Source organism: Nocardia sp. NPDC019219, from assembly GCF_040632645.1.
Lineage (GTDB): Bacteria > Actinomycetota > Actinomycetes > Mycobacteriales > Mycobacteriaceae > Nocardia > Nocardia sputorum.
The window spans coordinates 138658-157918 of record NZ_JBEYCG010000005.1 but is presented as its reverse complement, the minus strand read 5'-3'; the positions used below and the strand labels follow the sequence as shown (position 1 = coordinate 157918).

Sequence of the window (19261 nt, the reverse complement as noted above, 5' to 3'; positions counted from 1 at the left end):
CGACTGTAGCAATGAATCCGGTTGTGCGGCCGGGAGTTCCGTCAGCGCTGCGGTGCGTCGCCGTACACCGTCAACCAGATCGCCCGGCCCAGCGCCTCGGCGAGCGCGTCGTCGGTGACGCCCGAGCCGGAGGAGAAGCCCGCGGCGATCGCGCGTTCCACCATCGAGGTCAGCACCACGGCGGTGGCGTGCGGGTCGATCGCCGGGCTGATCCGGCCCTCGGCCCGGTCGGTCTCCAGGCGCGATCGCACCACCCGCACGAACGATGCGACCCGCCCGCGCCAATACGCGCCGACGTCGCGGTCGTAGGCCGCCACCTCGCTCAGCGCCAGCAGCAGCGACCGGTGCTCGCGAAAACCCGCGATCATGGTCCGCACGGCCGCCACCACACCCGCCTGCCCTCCGGTGTGCTCGGCGATCCACCAGCGCTCGGCGGCCTCGAACAGATCCGCCGTGGCCAATTCGGCCATGCGGATCAGCAGTCGGCTCTTGTCCGGGAAATACCGGTAGAACGTCGACCGCGCCGACTGCGACGCGGCGGCGATCCGGTGCACGGCGATCTCGGTGTAGGGCGTGCCGTCGGCGAGCAGGTCCTCCACGGCGGCCAGGACGCGTCGCTCGAACTCCGCGCGCCGATCGTCGACCGGTTTGCGTGCGTTTCTGGGGACGCGGGTCAGCGAGGGCATCCGGCTCCTCTCTGCGGCGCGGGGCCGCGTTGCTCGGCTGTGCCGGGTCGGGTGCGTCTCCCCATTCTGCCGACACGGCACCGATATTGACATTCGGACGGCCACCGCTCACCATCGATCGGACACAGTGTCCGAGACTATGTGACCGAGGTGTTCGGGCATGCGCGGATCCCCCTCTCCGGCAATCGAGTACACCGATGTGGTGGTGGTCGGCGCCCGCTGCGCGGGCTCCGCGGCCGCCATCGCGTTCGCGCGGGCCGGGCGTGAGGTCCTCGCACTGGACTCCGCGCGCTTTCCCTCCGACACCCTCTCGACGCACCTGCTGTGGCCCGGCGGCCTTGCCGAACTGCGCCGCGCCGGCGCCCTCGAGCGTGTCCTCGGGCTCGGCGCGCCTCCGCTGACCACGGCCTTCGCCGACGGCGGCGGCTATCATGTCCGGTCGTCGTTCACGCCGGTGGACGGCGTCGACTACGCGATGTGCGTGCGGCGGACCGGGTTGGACGCCGCGCTCGTGGCCACCGCCGTGGACGCCGGCGCGCGGGTTCGCGAGGGCGTCCGGGTCACCGACCTGCTGTGGTCGGGCGATCGCTGCGTGGGCGTCCGCTATGCCGACGGGGTGGCGCTCGTGAGGTGCGCGCCCGCCTGGTCGTCGGAGCCGACGGACGTCGCAGCACGGTGGCCCGGCTCGTCGGCGTCACCCGGCCTCGGTTGTCCGCGCCGAGCGGACGGGACTGCTACTTCGCGTACTGGCACGACGGCGCGCCCGACCAGCGCCACATCGCGGCCCAATGGCGGTCCGGTTCCGATCTCGGCACCGCGTTCCCCTGCGACGACGGCTTGCTGCTGAGCCTCGTCCAGCCGCCCGCGCACCCCGGCGAACCGGGCGCGGGGCGCGCCGAGCGCCGCTATCAGGAGGCGATCGAGCGGCTGCCGGGGCTGCAGCGGCGCCTGCGGGACTGCCGCAGGGTCGGACGCGTGCGCTCGGCCACGCGCCTGGCCTCCTACTTCCGCCGCTCGACCGGCCCGGGCTGGGCGTTGCCCGGCGACGCGGGCCATTTCAAAGACCCGGTGACCGCGCAGGGCATCCGGGACGCGCTGCGCTACGGCCGGCTGCTCGGCGAACTCACCGCACCGGCCCTCGACGACACCGAGCACCTCGACACCGCATTGGCCGCGTGGGAACAGCTGCGCGATCGGGAATGCCTGGGCGTCTACCAGTGGACCAACCGGCTGGCCCGGGGCACGGCGATGCGCCCCCTGGAGATCGAGCTCTATCGCAGGGCCGCCTCCGACCCCGCGCTGGCCGACGCGGTCACCGAAATCTTCTCCCGCACCGTGACTCCCGCGGATGTCTTCACTCCCGCACGCGCGGCGACGTTCGCGGCGGGCGCGCTGCGCGCATCGTGGCGCGCTCCCTGGCCGGTTCTCGCGGACCTGGTGGGCGAATGCCGCGACGCGGTCGCCGAACGGAGGGAGGCCTGCGCCTTCACGCGCCCCGATCCTGCCGACGCCATCCAGTCCCGGCCGCCGCGGCGCGTTCTCGCGGCATCTTCAGGAGATCGACATGCATGACTCGCGTCCTCGGCCGACCATCGACCTCACCCGCCGCGACCTGCTGCGCGGCACGCTCGCGGCCGGAATGGCCGTCGCCGCCGCGCCGGCGCACGCCGCCCCCGCAGCACGCCGAACGCCAGGGTCGCGCACCGCAGGCAAATCGGTCGCGATCCTCGGCGGCGGAGTCGCCGGGCTGTCGGCGGCACACGAACTGATCGAGCGCGGCTACGCGGTCACCGTGTACGAACCGGCGTTCCTCGGCGGCAAGGCCCGCAGCATGGGCGTGCCGGGCACCGGCACCGGCGGCCGCGCGGACCTGCCCGGCGAGCACGGCTTCCGGTTCTTTCCCGGCTGCTATCAGAACCTTCCGGACACCATGCGGCGCATTCCCTTCCCGGGCAATCCCGATGGCGTCGCGGGCAACCTGGTCCGGGTCGAGGGCACCGTCGCGGGCTTCCGGGGCAGGCCGCCGATCTATGCGCCGGTCGAATTCGGTGGCCTCGACCAGCTCGACCCGCAGCGGTTGCAGAACACCCTGATCGGTGCCTTCGGCTTCGTTCCCGAACTGCCACCGGCCGAACTCGCCTTCTTCGCCAAACAGATGGTCGTCTGGTTCACCTCCTGTACCGAACGTCGATTCGGGCAGTGGGAATACGTGACGTGGGAGCAGATCCTGCGCGCCGAGGGCAAGTCACCGGCTTATCGCGAATACCTGGTCAGCGCCTTGACCCGGATCACCGTAGCGGCCAAACCCCAAGTGAGTTCGGCCCGCACGATCGGCACCATCGGCGAGGCGCTGGTGCTGGCGGGCAGCGGGGCGATCCCGCAGTATTCCGCCGGTATCGACCGTATTCTCAACCGCCCCACCAATGAGGCATGGATCGATCCGTGGGTGACATATCTGCGGTCGCGGGGCGTGCAGTTCGTGATGGGTCAGCGGGCGACGCGGCTGCGGTTGCGCGACGGCCGGATCGCCTCGGTGACGGTGACCGACCCCAGCGGCCGCGCCACCGCGGTCACCGCGGATTGGTATCTGTGCGCGATGCCGGTGGACAACGCGGTCCCGCTGCTGAGCGAGGACATCCTCGACGCCGACCCGCATCTGGCCGGCATGCGGGAGCTGCGTACCGATTGGATGGTCGGCATCCAGTACTACCTCGCCCGTCCCACCGAGCTGCCGGAAGGTCACATCGCGGCGCTCGGCTCGCCGTGGGCGCTCACCGCGTTGCGGCAAGCGCCGATGTGGGTGGGCGATTTCGCCGCCCGCTACGGCGACGGCACCGTGCGGGAATGCCTTTCGGTGGACATCTCCGACTGGGATTCCCCCGGCATCCGCTTCCGCCGTCCGGCCAAACAGTGCACCGCCGCCGAGATCGCCGAAGAGGTGTGGGCCCAGCTCGCCGAATGGCTCAACACCGGAACGGGCTGGCTGCGTCCCGAGGACATCCGCTCCTGGCATCTGGACCCCGGGATCAGCTGGAGCGCGAGCGGCATCCACAACGAGACCCCGCTGCTGGTCAACACGGTCGGCTCCTACGACCACCGCCCGCAGGCGCGCTGCGCCGTTCCGAACCTGTTCTTCGGCGGCGACCACGTGCGCAACAACATCGACCTCGCGACGATGGAGGGCGCCAACGAATCCGGACGCGCCGCGGCCAACGCGATCCTCGACGCCGCCGACGACCCGGCGCCCCGCGTGCCGATCTTTCCGTTGGTGTCCCTGCCGGTGTTCGAGCCGTGGAAACGCATCGACGCCGACCGCTACCGCGCCGGATTGCCCCACCTGCTCGACGTGTGACCGGGCGGCGCCGCGGAATGCCCGTCCGGTCTCGCTCAGGACGCCTCGGCGGCGGTGCTGCTCGTGGTGGCCAGGATCGTCTGCGCGACCAACCGCGGGTCATCGATCATCGGCACGTGACCGGTGTCGGGCAGCACGGAGAACACCGCCTCCGGCAGCCGCACCCGGGCGATCGGGCCGTGGACCGGTTCGGGCAGCACCCGGTCGTGTTCTGCCCAGGCCACGGTGATCGGGCACGGCAACGGGGTGAGCGGAGCGATCTGTTCGTCGGTGCCGAGCAAGTCTGCGGTGACGGTGCATCCCAGCAGGTCGCGTAAGCAGGTCATGGCCTGCGCCGCGCTGAGGCGATCACCGTGCACGGCGATGTTGCGCAACGCGATCCGCCGCACCACCGCGCTGCGCAGCCCCAGCGGGGCGAGGAAGCCGAACAGCTGCCCGGTGATCGCCTCGCGAGCGATGCGGCGAGTCGCGGCCGAGCGGCTGCGGTCCCCGGCCTCCCAGAACCCGGCGGGCGAGAGCGCGCAGACGGTCTCGGCTCGACCGCGACGGGCCAATTCGATCGCCATCCAGCCACCCAGCGAATTGCCCGCGATGTGCACCCGGCGCAGCCCCAGCCCGTCCAGCCGCCGTTCGATATCGTCCACCAGATGCTCGACCCGCGCCGGTCGCCGCAGGGCGGGCGGGCCGCCCCGGTGGCCCAGCGCGGTCGGTGTGATCACCTCGTGCCGGGCGGCGAGCAAGGGCGTGACGTCGTCCCACACCCGTTCGGACATCGTGACACCGTGCAGAAGAACGATCGGGGGCTTGCTGGGCATTGGCGTCCCTTCGATTTCGTAGTGCGGTCCGGAAGGTGGATACCACAACCTCGCCTACGGTGACAGCGGAAAGACCGACTTCACCGATCGATCGGCGATGTTTGCTCGCCGGAACGCTACTCGCCGCGCAGGTGTCGCCGGAACGCCGCGGCGGAGGCTCCGATTCCCGATCACCGGAGTAGGCAAGCGCCGCAAGGCTTTCCATGAAGCAAGCCGTCGGAACACACCGGAACCCGCTCATCGGATGCGCCGAACTCCAGCCGCGCGAGGATTTTTCCGGCCGCGGCGGCTTGCCGGTCAGCGCAGGATGCCCGCCTGCGCGGCGGCGCGCGTCCAAGACGGGAATTCCGACAGCAAGCGGTCGTAGAGCTCCGGATCCGGCACGTGCTCGATGTCGTCGACCGCGAAGAATCCGGTGTTGTCCACGCGCCTGCCGCCGAGGGTGTCGAGGCGTTCGAGCACCCCGAAGCCGCCCGCACTGCCCAGACCGACGAACTGCCAGAAGATGGGTTCGGCCACCGCCTCTCGCAATTGCTGTTCGATCTCACGGTTCTTGTAGATGCCGCCGTCGGAGAAGAACAGCACCAGCGTCGGGACCGGCGCCGGTTCGGCGCGCACGAACGCGCGGACCTCCGCGAGCACCTTCTGCTCCTCGTTGAGGATGCCGACCTTGCGCATGTCGACCTGGCCGTCACGCAAGCCCCTGGCCGGCCTGCGTCCGCCGAACAAGGACAACTGACCGCAGCGCACGTGCAGCTCCAGCCACTGCGGCAGCTCGCCGACGCGCAGATCGGGCAGGCGGGCGGGATTGCTGGCGAACGTCCACGCCTGCATCGCGCCGTTGTCGTCCAGCTGCGCCGCGACGGCGGCCATGCGCTCCACCACGCGGTGCACGACGCCGGACTGGTACAGGCCGGTCATCGACCCCGACGCGTCGAGCACCAGGACGACCCGTGCGGTCAGGCCGCCCAGCCCGTGCTTGTCCAGGCAGACGGCGACCTGTTGTTTGCGCAACGACAGCCGCTCGCGCATGTCGACCGGCAACCGGTTCTCGTCCTCGGTGAACCGGACACCGGGCATCGGCGGCGGGGGCGGGGGCACTTCCCGCACCGGCACCGGCGGTGCGACAGGTTCCGCGTCGTCGACGGTGATGCCGAAATCCGTTGCCAGTCCCGCCAATCCACTCGACCAGCCCTGCCCCACCGCACGGAACTTCCAGGCTCCGGCGCGCCGGTACAGTTCCCCGCACAGCAATGCCGTCTCCGGTCCCGCGGCGATGTCGTAACGCGCGATCTCGGCGCCGGTGGCCGTGTCCAGCAGCCGCAGACGCAAGCCCGCGATCCGCCCGAACGGCGCGCCGTCGGCGGACGCGCACACCACGACGCGGTCGACGCCGGGCTCGATTCGAGCCAAGTCGACCTCGACCGCGTCGGCCGCGCCCTGCCCGCCGAGGTACCGGACGGCGCCGCCGGGGTGTTCGGGTTGGTTGTAGAACACGAAGTCCGCGTCCGACCGGACGCGGCCCGCCGCGCTCAGCAACAGCGCCGACAAGTCGGGCGCGGGCACGCCGGGGCCGGCCGACCATTCCAGGACCGCGCGCACAGCCGGCACGGTGACGGGCGCGTTCGCCCCTTTGCTCAGGGTGGGCACGCCCTCCAGTGTGCCGTCCGCGGACGCGCGGCCGCGAATGTCCGCGCGGTCAGACGGCTTCCGGCCGCCACGTGGCCACCGCCCAGATCACGACGATGTTCAGCGCGATCACCAGGATCGACCACGCCGGGTAGTACGGCAGCCACATGAAGTTCGCGATGATCGACAGGGCCGCCAGGCAGATCGCCACCACCCGCGCCCACGTCGCGCCGGTCATCAAGCCCAGCGCCGCGATGACCAGGAGGATGCCGATCACGATGTGGATCCAGCCCCAGGTCGTGGTATCGAACTTGTAGACGTACTCGGCGCCGACGACGATGAGGTCGTCCTCGGCGACCGCCGAGATGCCCTCGAAGATCGACAGCACACCGACGGTCAGCAGCAGGATCGCGGCCGCTATGGACGTGCCCGCCGCGATGCCACGGCGGACGGGGTGTGGCTCCGGTTCGGTCATGTGCGTCATCGGTCGCCCCCTTTCTCGGGAAGTAGTGGACGGACGCCTTCCGAATCTCCACCAGTCACACCGTTCGGCACTTCACCCGTTTCGGGTGACTCCGATTTTTCGCGGGCTCGCGAAATGAAAATTCCATAACGACGACACATGAGGGGATCGAGCCGACTTCCCATTGGGTAAGTTCCGCTACCGAGGCGCGGTAGTGATCTGTCAGCACACGGCCCGGGAGGCACGGTGACCACCTCGCACGTCCCCGCTCTACGCCGCGTCCCCGCCGCGGCGCAATCCGCCGCCGAGATACCGGCGTTGCCGTTCACACCGATGCCCCGGCCCGAGCTCTACGCCGCCGCCGACCGGTTGTCGTCCGCTCGCGACGGACACGTGCTGCTGATCTGCGCGCCCGCCGGGACCGGGAAAACCGTACTGACGGCCGACTGGGCCGCCCGGCGCGCCGCGAGCGGATCCGACGTCGCCTGGCTGACGGTCACCGATCAGCTCGACGATGCGACGGCCCTGTGGACCGCGCTGCACGCACGCTTCGACATCGCGGTCACCGCATGCCCCGGACCGCCGAGCGCCCAGGCCGCGGCGCTCGTCGAAACCCTGGCGGCACGGACGACGCGGACGGTCCTCGTGCTCGACGACGCTCATATGCTCACCGACCCGCTCGCGCTCGCCGGCCTCGAACACTTCCTGCACCATGCCCCACCGACGGTCACGACGGTGCTGTGCGCCCGCTTCGCCCCGCCGATCCGCTGGCACGTCCTCGACCTGCACGCCCGGCTCACCCGGTGGGGTCCGGGCGAACTCGCCTTCAACCCGGCCGAGATCGACACGCTGTGCCGGGACCACGGTTGCGAACTCACCGGCGCGGAACTCGAGACGCTGTGCACCCTGACCGAGGGCTGGGCCGCACTAGTGCGCATCGCCGCGACCCAGGTGGCCGCCAGGACCGACGACCGCGCCGCGGCGCTCACCGTGCTCGCGCGCCCGGCCCGCGCGATCGCCGACTACCTGACAAGCGAACTCGTCACGGGACTGCCGCCCGCACTGCGCCAGTTCCTCACCTACACCAGCATTCCCGTCGCGTTCACCGAGCAACTCGCCGACGAACTCGTCGGCGGCGGTGCGGGGCATCATCTCTACGAGCTCGATCGCATCGACTTCCCGATCGCCTCCGTCGTCCGCGACGGCGACGTGTGGTTCTCCTGTCATCCGCTGGTGCGCGCACTCTTCCTCGCCGAGGCCCGCCGCCTGGGGCCGCAGCTGTGCGCGGAACTGCACCGCCAGTCGGCCCGCTGGTTGCGCTCGGCGGGGCTGCCCGCTTCCGCGCTGCCGCACGAGCTCGCGGGCGCGGACCCCGACCAGCTCCGCGAATTCCTGTCCACCTGCGCGTTGCGCATGGTCCTCGACGGAATGGGCGCGACGTTGTTCGATCAGCTCGCCCGCTCGGCGCCCGACCTGCTCGACGACCCGTTCCTGTGGCTGGTGCGGGTCGTCGACGCGTTGGTGGCGGGCAGCACCGCCGCCGCGGTGGCCTGCCTGGACACCGCGCGGGCGCGGCGCGCCGCGAAGGTCTCCTTCGCCTCCCCTGAGCGGCTCGACGCGCTCACGCTCGCCGCGACGATCGACGTCGCGGCGACCACCGGGACCGTTCCGTCCCGGATCCCGGACGACGTCGCGCCGACCGGCGACCCCGATCTGGACGCCTACACCGAGATCCAGATCGCCACCGCCTTCATCGCCGGCGGCGCGGTCGAACGCGGCGAACAGCTGCTGCATTCCGGACTCGCACTCGCCGAGCACGCGACCCGTCCCCGCCTGGTACTGCGGGCGCTGACCCGGTTGGCGTTCGCCGCCGACGCCGTCGACGCCGCCACCGCGATGCGTGATCGCGCGGCGCGCGCGCTGGCGATAGCGGAGGAACACGGGCTGCTGGAGACCACCGACGCCGTCCAGGCGACCGCCGTCGCCGCTTACGGCGCCTACCTGCAAGGCGAGACGCCCGACGCGGCTCAGGTCGCGTCCCTCCGCACCGAGCGTGTCGATCACGACGGCTCCTGCGGACCGGTCGCCGGTTGGCGCGGCCACGTCGTGGGCCGATTGCTGGAGCTCGAGCGGGCCGAGGGGCAGTCCGCCGCGGTCGACGCGCTGCGCCGCAGCCTGCTCGCCCTGCTGGAACACCGGGCGGTGCCCGCCGCGACGGGCAGCCTGATCCTGCCGGTGGTGTGGGCGCTGCTGCGCGTGCACGATGCCAGGACGGCGCAATTGCTGGTCGAACGCGCGCGCGGCATCGTCGGGGAAGTCCCCGAAGTGCGGTTGGCCGATGCGGCGCTGCACGCGGTGGCCGATCGTCGCAAGGCGACCTGCGCGGTTCTCGAACCGCTCCTGGATCGCGCCGGCGACCTGCGTCCGGTCAGCGCGGTGACCGGATGGCTGCTGTACTCCGCGGCGCAGCACGAGTCCCGGGCCCCGGCCAAAGCCCTCACCGCACTCGAGTACGCGCTCGGGTCCGCCACGCCGCACCGGCTCCTGCGGCCGTTTCTCGACGTGCCCGCCGCGATGCCGCTGCTGGACAGCTACGCGGGCCGTCTCGGCCGGGCGGAGAGCTTCGCGGAGTCGATCCGGCGGCATCCCGCCGCGCGCCGCAGGCCCGCCTATCCCGCCTTGACCCACACCGAGATGACCGTGCTCAAGCAGTTGCCGTCCGGCCGCACCGCCCAGCAGATCGCCGAGGACCTCGGTGTCTCGGTCAACACCGTCAAAACCCATCTGCGCGGCATCTACGGCAAGCTGGGCACGAATTCCCGGGTCGACGCGCTCGACCACGCGCGCCGCGGCGGCCTGCTCTGAGCTACCGGCGCCCGCGGCGCCTTCCCGCCGCTGAGCGCGGCCTTACGCTGGGATATGGCCCTCTCACGTCGCGAACTGTTCCGAGTCGGCGCCGCAGGGTCGATGGCGGTCCTGGCGGGCACCGCGGCGGCGAGCAGCGCCCGCTTTCCCGCCCCGCGCCGGCTCGGCGACCCGTTCTCCCTCGGCGTCGCATCCGGCGATCCCGCCCCTGACGGCGTGGTGCTGTGGACGCGGCTGGCGCCGGACCCGCTGGCGCCGGACGGTCTCGGCGGCATGCCGGTGGATCCGGTCACGGTCGACTACGAAGTGGCGCACGACGAGCACTTCCGCCAGGTGGTCGCCCGCGGATCCGCGGTGGCCACTCGCGCGCTCGGCCACAGCGTGCATCCGGAGGTGCACGGCTTGGCGCCGGACCGCTGGTATTTCTATCGATTCCGGGCGGGCTCGGCCGTGTCACCGGTGGGGCGCACGCGCACCGCCCCGGCACCCGGACAGGCTCTGGCGCGGCTACGGTTCGCGTTCGCCTCCTGCCAATCGTGGAGTTCCGGCTATTACACCGCCTACGAGCACATGAGCCGGGAAGACCTGGACCTGGTCGTGCATCTGGGCGACTACATCTACGAGCGGGCCTGGCTGCGCGGGCGAGCGGGCGTCGCCATGGGTCCGCATTTCCGCGACGAGGCCGTGGACCTGCCCGGCTACCGGCTGCGTTACGCGCTGTACAAATCGGAGCAACCGCTGCGCGCCGCGCACGCCGCGTTCCCGTGGCTGGTCACCATGGACGATCACGAGGTCGACAACAACTGGGCCGCCGACTCCCCCGGCATCGGCCTGGACATCTGGGGCGTCCCCGCCCTGTTCCGCCGTCGGCGGGCCGCCGCCTTCCAGGCCATGTACGAGCACCAGCCGCTGCGGCTGGCACAGCTGCCGTCGGCCGCGGGGGTCCGGCTGCATCGACGCTTCCGGTTCGGTGACCTCGCGGACATCACGATGCTCGACACCCGCCAATACCGCACACCGCAGGTGTGTTCGGACAGCGTGGTCAGCGGGTGCACCGAGCGGTTCGCGCCGGAACGCACGATTCTCGGTGCAGCGCAACGGGATTGGCTGGTCGACGGGCTGACCCACTCGCCGGCCCGCTGGCAGGTGCTCGGCAATCAGGTGGGCATGAGCCAGAACGACTCCGATCCGGGTCCTGGGGTCGCCGTCTCCACCGACGCCTGGGACGGCTATGTCGCCGACCGCAACGCGGTGCTGGGCGCCGCCGCGGCGCGCGGCGCCGGAAACCTGGTGGTGATCACCGGCGACCGGCACGAGAACCAGGCCGCCGACCTGCGGCGGGACTACTCCGATCCGGGGTCGCCGGTCGTCGCGGCGGAATTCACGGGCACCTCGATCACCAGCAACGGCGACGGAGCCGACTTCGGCGACAAAGGCCGCAGGCTGCTCGCGGCCAACCCGGACGTCAAATTCTTCAACGCCCAGCGCGGCTATGTCCGGGTGGAACTCGATCATCAGCTATGGCGCAACGACTTCCGCGTCGTGCCCTATGTGCGCCGTCCCGGCGCGCCCATCCACACTCGCGCAAGCTATGTCGTCCAGAACGGGATTCCCGGTGTGACCGAAGCATGGAGTTCCGGAAACCCGCCCGCCCCACCGCCCGCGCCCGATGCCGCCAGCCAGGCCGACGCCGATCGCGGCCACCGCTGACTCTAGGCTCGAGCGGCCGCCTGCTCCGAACGCAGGATCAGCACGGTGATCTCACTCGGTGCGAACACCCGCAGCTGCGGCCCCCAGAACCCGGTGCCGCGGCTGGTGTAGAGCTGAGTGCGGTCGCCGTGGCGGCTCAGCCCGGCGACGACGGGCTGTTCGAGGCGGACGAGATAGTGGAAAGGCCAGATCTGGCCACCGTGGGTGTGGCCGGAGATCTGCAGCGCCACACCCGCGGCGGCGGCGTCGGCGATCTGCTTGGGCTGGTGGGCGAGCAGGACGACCGGCGCCTCCGGGTCCGCCCCGGCGAGCGCGGCGGGCAGGTCGGGACCGTGGCCGGGCAAGGCGACGCCGGTGGGGTCATCGATGCCCGCGATCACCAGCCGATCCTCGCCGCGGCGCACGATCTCGTGCCGGTTGTGCAGCGGCTGCCAGCCGAGCGAGGCCATGTGATCGATCCAGCCCTGGGCGTCGCCGAAGTATTCGTGGTTGCCGGTGATGTAGAACCGGCCGAGTTCGGCCTCGACCTTGCCCAGCGGATCCACCTGCGCGTGCCGCTTCGCCACCGATCCGTCCGCGAGGTCGCCCGCGTGACAGGCGATATCGGGACGCTGCTCGTTCACCACCTCCACCACGCGTTCCGACCAGCGCAGCCGATCCAGCGCGGCGTAATGGGTGTCGGTCACCACGACCATGCGCAGTCCGTCCAGCGCGGCGCCGAGCCCGGGAATGCCTACCTCCACCGTGCGCACCCGCGGCACCCGGCGCGCCTCGACCACGCCCCACACCACCAGTACCGTCGTGGCCGCGAGCACGCCGACCGCGACGATCCCGGATCGCGCCGGATCGGCCACGCCCGCGACGGTCAATCCGGCGCGCGCGATATTGCCCAGCACCGACCAGCTGAACAGCACCCACATCACGCCGAGCAAAGTGTCGCCCACGATCGAGGCCGCATCCGATTGCGTGGACCCGTGCCCGAGGAACATCGCCGCGGGCAGGCTCACGAACCCGAGCAGGAACAGCGCCGAACCGAGCCAGAACAGCGGGCCGGATTCCGCGGTGGGCGCCGCCACCAGCGTCCACCAGGGCAGCAGGAACAAGACGGCGGGAATCGCCAGGAACAAGATCAGGCGGGGCACATACTTCAAGAGGGCTCGTCCTCGTGCGCGGGTGTAGCGCGCGGTCCCTCTCCGGCGCCATGGGCGATGTCGACCATAGCAGCGGTCACGCCACACCGAGCCGCTCGGCGGCCACGGTGAGATCCTTGTCCCCGCGACCGGACAGGCACAGCACGATCAGGGAGCCTTCGGGAATCTCGCCACGGTCGGCCATTTCCATCAGATGGCCGAGGGCGTGGGCGGATTCGAGTGCGGCGAGGATGCCTTCGGTGTGGCTGAGTGCCTGCATGCCACGCAGGGCGACCGCGTCGGTGGCGGCTCGATAGGTCACCCGGCCGCTGTCTTTCAGATGGCTGAGCTCGGGACCGACGCCGGGATAGTCCAGTCCCGCCGCGATGCTGTGGGTGCGTGCGATCTGGCCGTCCTCGTCCTGCAGCAGATAGCTGTAGGAGCCGTCGATCTCACCGGGGCTGCCCATGCACAGTGTGGCCGCGTGCTCGCCGGTGTCCACGCCGAGCCCGGCCGCTTCCACGCCGATCAGCCGCACCCGCGGATCGTCGGCGAACGGGTGGAAGACACCGATGGCGTTGCTGCCGCCGCCCACGCAGGCCAGCACGTAGTCGGGCAGCCTGCCCTCGAGGCGTGCGATCTGGTCCCTGGTCTCCGCGCCGATCACCGTCTGGAAGTCCCGCACGATCCGCGGGTACGGCGCGGGCCCCGCCGCGGTCCCGAACAGGTAATAGGTGGTGTCCACGCTGGCCACCCAGTCGCGGACCGATTCGGTGATCGCCTCCTTCAGCCGCCGCGAACCGATGTCGACCGGACGCACCTCCGCGCCGAGCAGTTTCATCCGCAGCACGTTCGACGCCTGGCGCCGCATGTCCTCGGTCCCCATGTAGATCACGCAGGTCAAGCCGAGCATCGCCGACACGGTCGCCACCGCGACGCCGTGCTGGCCCGCGCCGGTCTCGGCGACGATCCGTTTCTTGCCCATCCGGCGGGCCAGCAACGCCTGCCCGATGGCGTTGTTGATCTTGTGGGCGCCGGTGTGGGCCATGTCCTCACGCTTGAGATACACCCGGACGCCCGGCACACCCAGCAACTCCCCGAAGCGCCGTACCTGATGCAGCAACGTGGGACGGCCGACCCGATCGCGCAGCAGCTCACGGTACTCGGTCACGAAGCCCGGGTCGGCGCAGGCGAGGTGGTAGGCGTCCTCCAGGTCCAGCAGCGCGGCCATCAGGCCCTCGGGGACGAATCTGCCGCCGAACACGCCGAACCGGCCGCGTTCGTCGGGGAACATCTCGTGCCGGGATCCGCGCACCGCCACGTCAAGGTCAATCCTCATCAACACCAACGCTTTCACCGCCAAAGAGCCGACGGGTCAGTCTGTTCCGCTAGCGCTAGCACAACCCCACGGGTTGGCAACGACCGAGTTAACAGACTAAATCGTTCGGATGGCTAAGGTGTTCTCACTGGTGGAGGCGATCCGCGCGGGGCGGCCGCCCGGCCCCTGGCTACCGGTCGGCAGGCATGGTGGCGGAGATCTGGGCCACCAGCCGCCACGGCCGTTCGGTATCGGTCGTGGCCTTGCCGCTGGTGAGGATCGCCCCGGACAGCCCGCGCGCCGGGTCGGCCCAGCCGTACTGGGTGGTCAATCCGCTGCGCCCGAAGTGCGCACCGGTGTCGCGGCCGAATTTCGACCTGCGGCCGCCCAGTTCGAACCCCGCTCGGCTGACGCGTCCGGCGACGCCGGGTATCCAGCGCGCCGGGCGCACCGCTTCCGCCAGCGTCTCCGGCCGGATGATGCGCCGTCCGTCCGGCGCGCCGCGCGTGAGGATCTCGTAGAACCGCGACAATTCCGACGCGGTGGTGATCAGATTGCCCGACGGCAGCTCGGCGGTGAGGAACCCGTCGGTCGCCGCACGCGACGCCCGGTCCATCCGCCCACCCACCGCCTTGCGCGCCAGAAAGCTCGCGGTGCGCGAGGGAGCCGGTCCGGTCTTCACGCTGGGCACGACCTTGTCCAGGTCCTCGGGTCGCACCCCGAAGTTGGTCCAGCGGAATCCGTACGGCTCGAGCACCTGTTCGGCGAGGTGCTCGCGCAGTGGCTTGCCGGTGGCGCGCCGCACCAGCGAGCGCACGATCAATCCGAGCGTCAGCGCGTGGTACACGCGGAACCGTCCCGGCTTCCAGCTCGGCACCAAGTCGGCCAGCGCTTGCACGGCCAGTTCCTCGTCGAGCACCAGATCGACGCCCTGATACGGCGGCGGGACGAAGGGAATCCCGGCCGAGTGCGAAAGCACGTCGCCGATCGTGATCGCCGCCTTGCCGTTGGCCGCGAACTCGGGGATGTAGCGCGACACCGGCTCGTCGAGGGTGAACGCGCCCTGTTCGACGAGCATGAACATCAACGCACCGGCCACGCCTTTCGCCGTCGAGAACCCGCAGAACGGCGTGTCCGGGGTGGCCAGGACCTTGGCCGCGTCCGGCCCGTCACCCGGGGCGTTGCCCCAGCCGTGGCCGATGGTGCGGTTCAGCGCGATCTTGCCGTTCCGGCGCAGGCAGACCTGGATCGCGGGGGTGGTGCCCAGGCGGTACCACGCCTGCACCGACTCCCACACCGCCTCCACGTCGGCGCGGCTGAGCCCCGAGGCCGCGGGATCGTCTTCGGGGCCCCGGGTCGTCACGGCCTCCAGGTCGTCGACGATCGGCACGGTTCCAGCGGTGGGTGCGCTCACCCGGTCAGCTTATCCACCGTCCGCGCCCTGCCGCCGCCGCGCTGCTCGGGCTCGTAGCCGGCCTCGCGTCATCGCCGTCCCGGTCAGCGTCTGGCTGATCGCCGCCCTCGCCTTCAACGCCGACTACCGCGCCGACAACATCTTCGCCCTACCCGACGCCGCCTTCTCCCTGCTGCTACTCATCGCCGCAGCATTACCCACCCGCCCAGCCGTCCCCACCCTCATCACCGGCTTCCTCTTCGGCGCGGGCGTCATCACGGTCGCCGCCCTCGTACTCCGTCGATGCTGCTGCGACAGCTCGGGATCATGGAAGGCACTCGCGAGTTCGATCCGTCACGAGGCCACGCTGCCGTACTTTGCCGCCACCCGATCATGGTTGCTCTGACCGGCTTTTCAACTCCGTTGATCAGGTAGGTAACAGAGCGCGAGGGCTCGGCGATTCCGACACAGTACCCAGAGACGCTCTCGCCGCGAGCAAGTCGTCATCGGAGAAGACTCACAGATGAGGTCAGATGCCCTACGAATCCGCTCCGTTCGTCCGACGACTCGCCGCAAGGCTTCTCGATCTTGTCTTCTGCCTGCTACTGACGTTTTTCGTCGCGATACCCGTCGGCATCCTGCTGGTCCCGGTCACCTTGCTGACGACCGAAGCTCACGAAGCGGTGATCTACGGAATAGCGGCGTGGTTGTGCTACTTCATCGCCTACGTCGGACTGGAGGTCTTCCTACTGATCCGCCGTGACGGACAGACCCTCGGCGATTCCCGCGGGAAAACGCCTAGCCCTGCATGATCTGGCAACTGGCAGCAGGGTGGTACGCGCGGCCGAGCGAAAGATCGACTGGAAGAACGACATCCCCATGGTACTGCCGGGCCGTGTGGACATGCGAAAGCGCCCGTAAGCCACTCTTTTTCGACTCTGCGAATCGCTGAACACAGGAGCGCAGGAAATTCCGTGCCCCAAGCGAAGAACCCGGCCGATCATTCCGGTACGGGCAGATCGGAACACACCTGCTGATACGGAATATCGGGCGAGACCCATTCTCGCCATTGCGCTTTCGTCATGTTCACGGTTAGTTTCGAGCAGAGCGCCTTGCTGATGTCGTCGAGCATTCGCCAGAGCCGCACGGTGTGGTCGCCGCCTGCCGACGCCAGGTACCGACCGTCGGGGCTGAACGCGACTCCGTTCACCGGACCTTGGTGACCGGTGAGTGGCGGACCGAAGGGTTGCATAGTCACTGAATCCCAGAGCTGGATGGTCCCCGACTCCGTGGCGCCGGCGACATAGCGACCGTCTGAGCTGAAAGCGACACCGTTGATCGGAATGTCCCCAGATATCAGAGCACCTATCGATTGTCCGGTCTCAGCGGCCCAGAGCCGCACCGTTTTGTCGACGCCGCTGGAAACGAGCAGTTTTCCGCCCGAATCGAACGCCAGCTGCAATACCGCATCCGTGTGTCCGACAACCGGCTGCCCTACCGGTTGTCCCGTCGCGGGATCCCAGAATCGGATGGTGGCGTCGGCACCGGCTGATGCGAGACGCTTTCCATCCGGACTGAACGCGATATCGAAGACGACCTTCGATCCGAAGCGGGCATCACTGCCGTGCCCCGGCACGGGTGGCCCGCTCGGTCGCAGTGTATCGGCTGCCCAGAAGCGGATCGTTCCATCGCGATTTCCGGTAGCGATGTGGCGTCCGTCCGGGCTGAACTTCACGCTGCCGGCGTCGACCGGGAGCAGACCGGCGAGTTCACCCGTTCCAGCGTCCCAGACCCGAATACTCCCGTCGAAGCCCGTGGAAGCGAGGCGAGCGCCGTCCGGGCTGAACGCCACCTGATCCACGGCACCGAAACCGACCAGCGGGCGACCGATCTCCTGACGCCTATCGACGTCCCATCGCCGCACCGTCTGATCGGCACCGGCGGTAGCGAGCTGCCGCCCGTCCGGGCTGAATCCGAGGTACAGCGCATGGCTGGTGTGCCCGACGAGCGACCGGCTGCCGTAGACGTCCCAAATCCACACCGCGTCACCGGCGGACGCAGCCAGGAAACGACCATCTCGGCCGATGGCTAACCCATCCACCTGTCCGGCGTGCGCCTCGAAGCGCTGGCCGACGGGGCGGCCCGTCGCGACTTCCCAGAACCGGATCGTCCCATCGCCACTCGCCGAGACCAGTTGTTCTCCATCCGGTGCGAATACGAGGCTATTCACGACGCCGTTGTGGCCGACCATCGATTGTCCGCGCAACCGGCCGGTGTGGACATCCCACAGCCAGATGATCCCGTCACCGCCAGCGGCGGCGAGTGTATGCCCATCCGGACTGAAAGCCACCGCGGACAGCATGCTCGTGAAGAGGCCGGGAAGAGGCTGCTCCAAGGCGCGGAGCGTATCCGCGACGAACAGCCAAACCACTCCCTTCCCATCGACGATCGCGACCTGCGCACTATCGGGGCCGAAGGCGATATCGCCCAGCGCCGCGTCACCGGGTATGCGGACCTGGGCGAGCTCCGCACCGGTGCCTTCGTCCCACAGGCGAACGGTGCGTTGGCCACCGATCGAGGCGAGCCGGCGACCATCCGGGCTGATCACGACACGCTCCGCGAACTTCGGATGACTCATCGGCGCCCGATCGAGTTGCCCCCCGGTCTCGGCATCCCAGAGCCGGACAGTGCCATCGGCCCCGGCCGAAGCGAGACGTAGGCCATCAGGGGTGAACCACACACTGTTCACCCCTCCTTGATGACCGGTGAGCGAGCGACCGAACTGCCAGCCGGTGTCCACATCCCAGAGCCGGACGGTTCCATCGGCGCCGGCCGAAGCGACACGCCGCCCATCCGGACTGAACGCCGTGTCGCGGACCCCGTTCTGCGAAGCGTGAATGACCCGCTCCAAGGAAAGCCGGTCGTAGATCTCGCGCATGGCCGTCTCGGACCGCCCGCCTATCGCCTGGCCGGCGAGCAACTGCTGCACCGCACGCTCCACACCACCGCCTTGTCTACCGTCGATCATCGCGCTCGCCTCGCTCACCAACCGCAATGCCGTGGCCTGGCGAAAACGGGTTTCCGCGACGTCGCGTTGGCGGCGTGCTTCCGCGCCCTGGACGACGGCGGTGACGGCGGTGACACACACCAGTACGAAAGCGGCCATCCGCAGCCGCATAGCAGTACGGTGTATCCGGACGTCGTCACTGTCGAGCCGGGCTTTCGGCACACCGCGGGGGCCCGCGGCAAGCGACGCCACCGCGCTCCGGAAGCCGCTGTGCCGCAACGAACGCTGATTCTCATCGCGCGCGAAGGTCAGATCTACCCAAATAGGCTCCGCGTCGAAATAACCACGCAGGGACCGTGGCAGCGCGGTTGTCTTCGGCCAGTCGAAATCGTCACCGGCCCACGCGATGACCCCATCGGTGAGTGCGATCAGGAAGGTGTCGGGGGCCTTGTTTTCGGTCCAGTACCGGATCTCCTTCCGCACCCACCGCGATGCGGCGGACTGCGGGGACGCGAGCAGCACGAAGTAGCGGGAGCGTCGGAGCGCGTCCTCGATCTCGGCGGTGAGGTTGTGCGCTGCGGACAGGTCGGTGCGATCCCGGAACACCCGCAGCGCGCTGGGCCGCGCCCACCCCTTGGCCAACCGCGACAGTCCGCGTTGCAGCGCGGGGGCGAGGGCGTCGTCGGAGGCGTGACTGTAGGAGAGGAACACGTCGATGACATCGGCGGTGCCGAACGAGGGTCGCGGGCCCATCGTCAACGTACGGCGGCTGCGCACAGGAGTCCTTCCCCATCGAGCAACTGAACTGCTTCCCCCTGCTCCAGCGTTCCCCATCCGCCATCCGCAAGACAGCGTAGTGAGCTACCCATGACGCTTATCTCACGTCACACCGG

General features: G+C 69.8%; 14 protein-coding genes and 1 pseudogene. 7 read left to right on the top strand and 8 right to left on the bottom strand.

Features of this window, described 5'->3' with window-relative positions:
- Nucleotides 1–41: 41 nt before the first annotated feature.
- Nucleotides 42–686 carry a TetR/AcrR family transcriptional regulator gene (locus tag ABZ552_RS12260; protein WP_281918621.1) on the bottom strand — a complete coding sequence of 215 codons (645 nt, stop codon included), beginning with the start codon at nucleotides 684–686 and terminating at the stop codon, nucleotides 42–44.
- Nucleotides 687–846: 160 nt separating this feature from the next.
- Here ABZ552_RS12260 and ABZ552_RS12255 point away from each other — a divergent pair.
- The 3 genes and pseudogenes from ABZ552_RS12255 to ABZ552_RS12245 form a co-directional block, all read left to right on the top strand.
- A pseudogene (locus ABZ552_RS12255) lies at nucleotides 847–1197 on the top strand (oxidoreductase); the annotation flags it as partial.
- Complete coding sequence (locus ABZ552_RS12250) at nucleotides 1164–2258, top strand: FAD-dependent monooxygenase (protein ID WP_357436986.1); 1095 nt, start codon at nucleotides 1164–1166, stop codon at nucleotides 2256–2258. The pseudogene ABZ552_RS12255 and the gene ABZ552_RS12250, both read left to right, overlap by 34 nt.
- On the top strand, nucleotides 2251–4038 hold the full coding sequence (locus ABZ552_RS12245; protein WP_281880596.1) for an FAD-dependent oxidoreductase: 1788 nt from the start codon (nucleotides 2251–2253) through the stop codon (nucleotides 4036–4038). Before ABZ552_RS12250 ends, ABZ552_RS12245 begins: the two co-directional genes overlap by 8 nt.
- Before the next feature lie 35 nt (nucleotides 4039–4073).
- Here the strand turns inward: ABZ552_RS12245 and ABZ552_RS12240 are convergent, their stop codons facing one another.
- The 3 genes from ABZ552_RS12240 to ABZ552_RS12230 form a co-directional block, all read right to left on the bottom strand.
- Entirely contained in the window at nucleotides 4074–4853 is a 780-nt protein-coding gene (locus tag ABZ552_RS12240; RefSeq protein ID WP_281880598.1) for an alpha/beta hydrolase, read from the bottom strand.
- A gap of 297 nt (nucleotides 4854–5150) precedes the next feature.
- Nucleotides 5151–6503 carry a VWA domain-containing protein gene (locus ABZ552_RS12235; RefSeq protein WP_281880599.1) on the bottom strand — a complete coding sequence of 451 codons (1353 nt, stop codon included), beginning with the start codon at nucleotides 6501–6503 and terminating at the stop codon, nucleotides 5151–5153.
- A 49-nt stretch (nucleotides 6504–6552) separates the two neighbouring features.
- Nucleotides 6553–6966 carry a hypothetical protein gene (locus tag ABZ552_RS12230; RefSeq protein ID WP_281880600.1) on the bottom strand — a complete coding sequence of 138 codons (414 nt, stop codon included), beginning with the start codon at nucleotides 6964–6966 and terminating at the stop codon, nucleotides 6553–6555.
- Nucleotides 6967–7191: 225 nt separating this feature from the next.
- Here ABZ552_RS12230 and ABZ552_RS12225 point away from each other — a divergent pair, with 225 nt between their 5' ends.
- Nucleotides 7192–9810, top strand: coding sequence for a LuxR C-terminal-related transcriptional regulator (locus tag ABZ552_RS12225; protein WP_281880601.1), 2619 nt, complete (start codon nucleotides 7192–7194; stop codon nucleotides 9808–9810).
- A gap of 54 nt (nucleotides 9811–9864) precedes the next feature.
- Nucleotides 9865–11520, top strand: a complete 1656-nt coding sequence (locus ABZ552_RS12220; protein ID WP_281880602.1) for an alkaline phosphatase D family protein — start codon at nucleotides 9865–9867, stop codon at nucleotides 11518–11520.
- Nucleotides 11521–11522: 2 nt separating this feature from the next.
- Here the strand turns inward: ABZ552_RS12220 and ABZ552_RS12215 are convergent, their stop codons facing one another.
- From ABZ552_RS12215 to ABZ552_RS12205, 3 genes are all read right to left on the bottom strand, one after another.
- Complete coding sequence (locus ABZ552_RS12215; protein ID WP_350356410.1) at nucleotides 11523–12662, bottom strand: metallophosphoesterase; 1140 nt, start codon at nucleotides 12660–12662, stop codon at nucleotides 11523–11525.
- Between the two features lie 85 nt (nucleotides 12663–12747).
- Nucleotides 12748–13989 carry a tryptophan synthase subunit beta gene (trpB, locus tag ABZ552_RS12210; protein WP_281880604.1) on the bottom strand — a complete coding sequence of 414 codons (1242 nt, stop codon included), beginning with the start codon at nucleotides 13987–13989 and terminating at the stop codon, nucleotides 12748–12750.
- Nucleotides 13990–14158: 169 nt separating this feature from the next.
- A complete protein-coding gene (locus ABZ552_RS12205; RefSeq protein ID WP_281880606.1) occupies nucleotides 14159–15382 on the bottom strand; it encodes a serine hydrolase in 1224 nt (407 codons plus the stop codon).
- Between ABZ552_RS12205 and ABZ552_RS12200 the strand changes: the two genes are divergently transcribed.
- Nucleotides 15369–15767, top strand: a complete 399-nt coding sequence (locus tag ABZ552_RS12200) for a hypothetical protein (protein ID WP_281880608.1) — start codon at nucleotides 15369–15371, stop codon at nucleotides 15765–15767. The two genes, ABZ552_RS12205 and ABZ552_RS12200, sit on opposite strands and share 14 nt — an antisense overlap.
- A gap of 127 nt (nucleotides 15768–15894) precedes the next feature.
- A complete protein-coding gene (locus tag ABZ552_RS12195) occupies nucleotides 15895–16173 on the top strand; it encodes an RDD family protein (protein ID WP_281880610.1) in 279 nt (92 codons plus the stop codon).
- A gap of 188 nt (nucleotides 16174–16361) precedes the next feature.
- Here the strand turns inward: ABZ552_RS12195 and ABZ552_RS12190 are convergent, their stop codons facing one another.
- Complete coding sequence (locus tag ABZ552_RS12190) at nucleotides 16362–19121, bottom strand: TIR domain-containing protein (RefSeq protein WP_357436978.1); 2760 nt, start codon at nucleotides 19119–19121, stop codon at nucleotides 16362–16364.
- Between the last annotated feature and the right edge of the window lie 140 nt (nucleotides 19122–19261).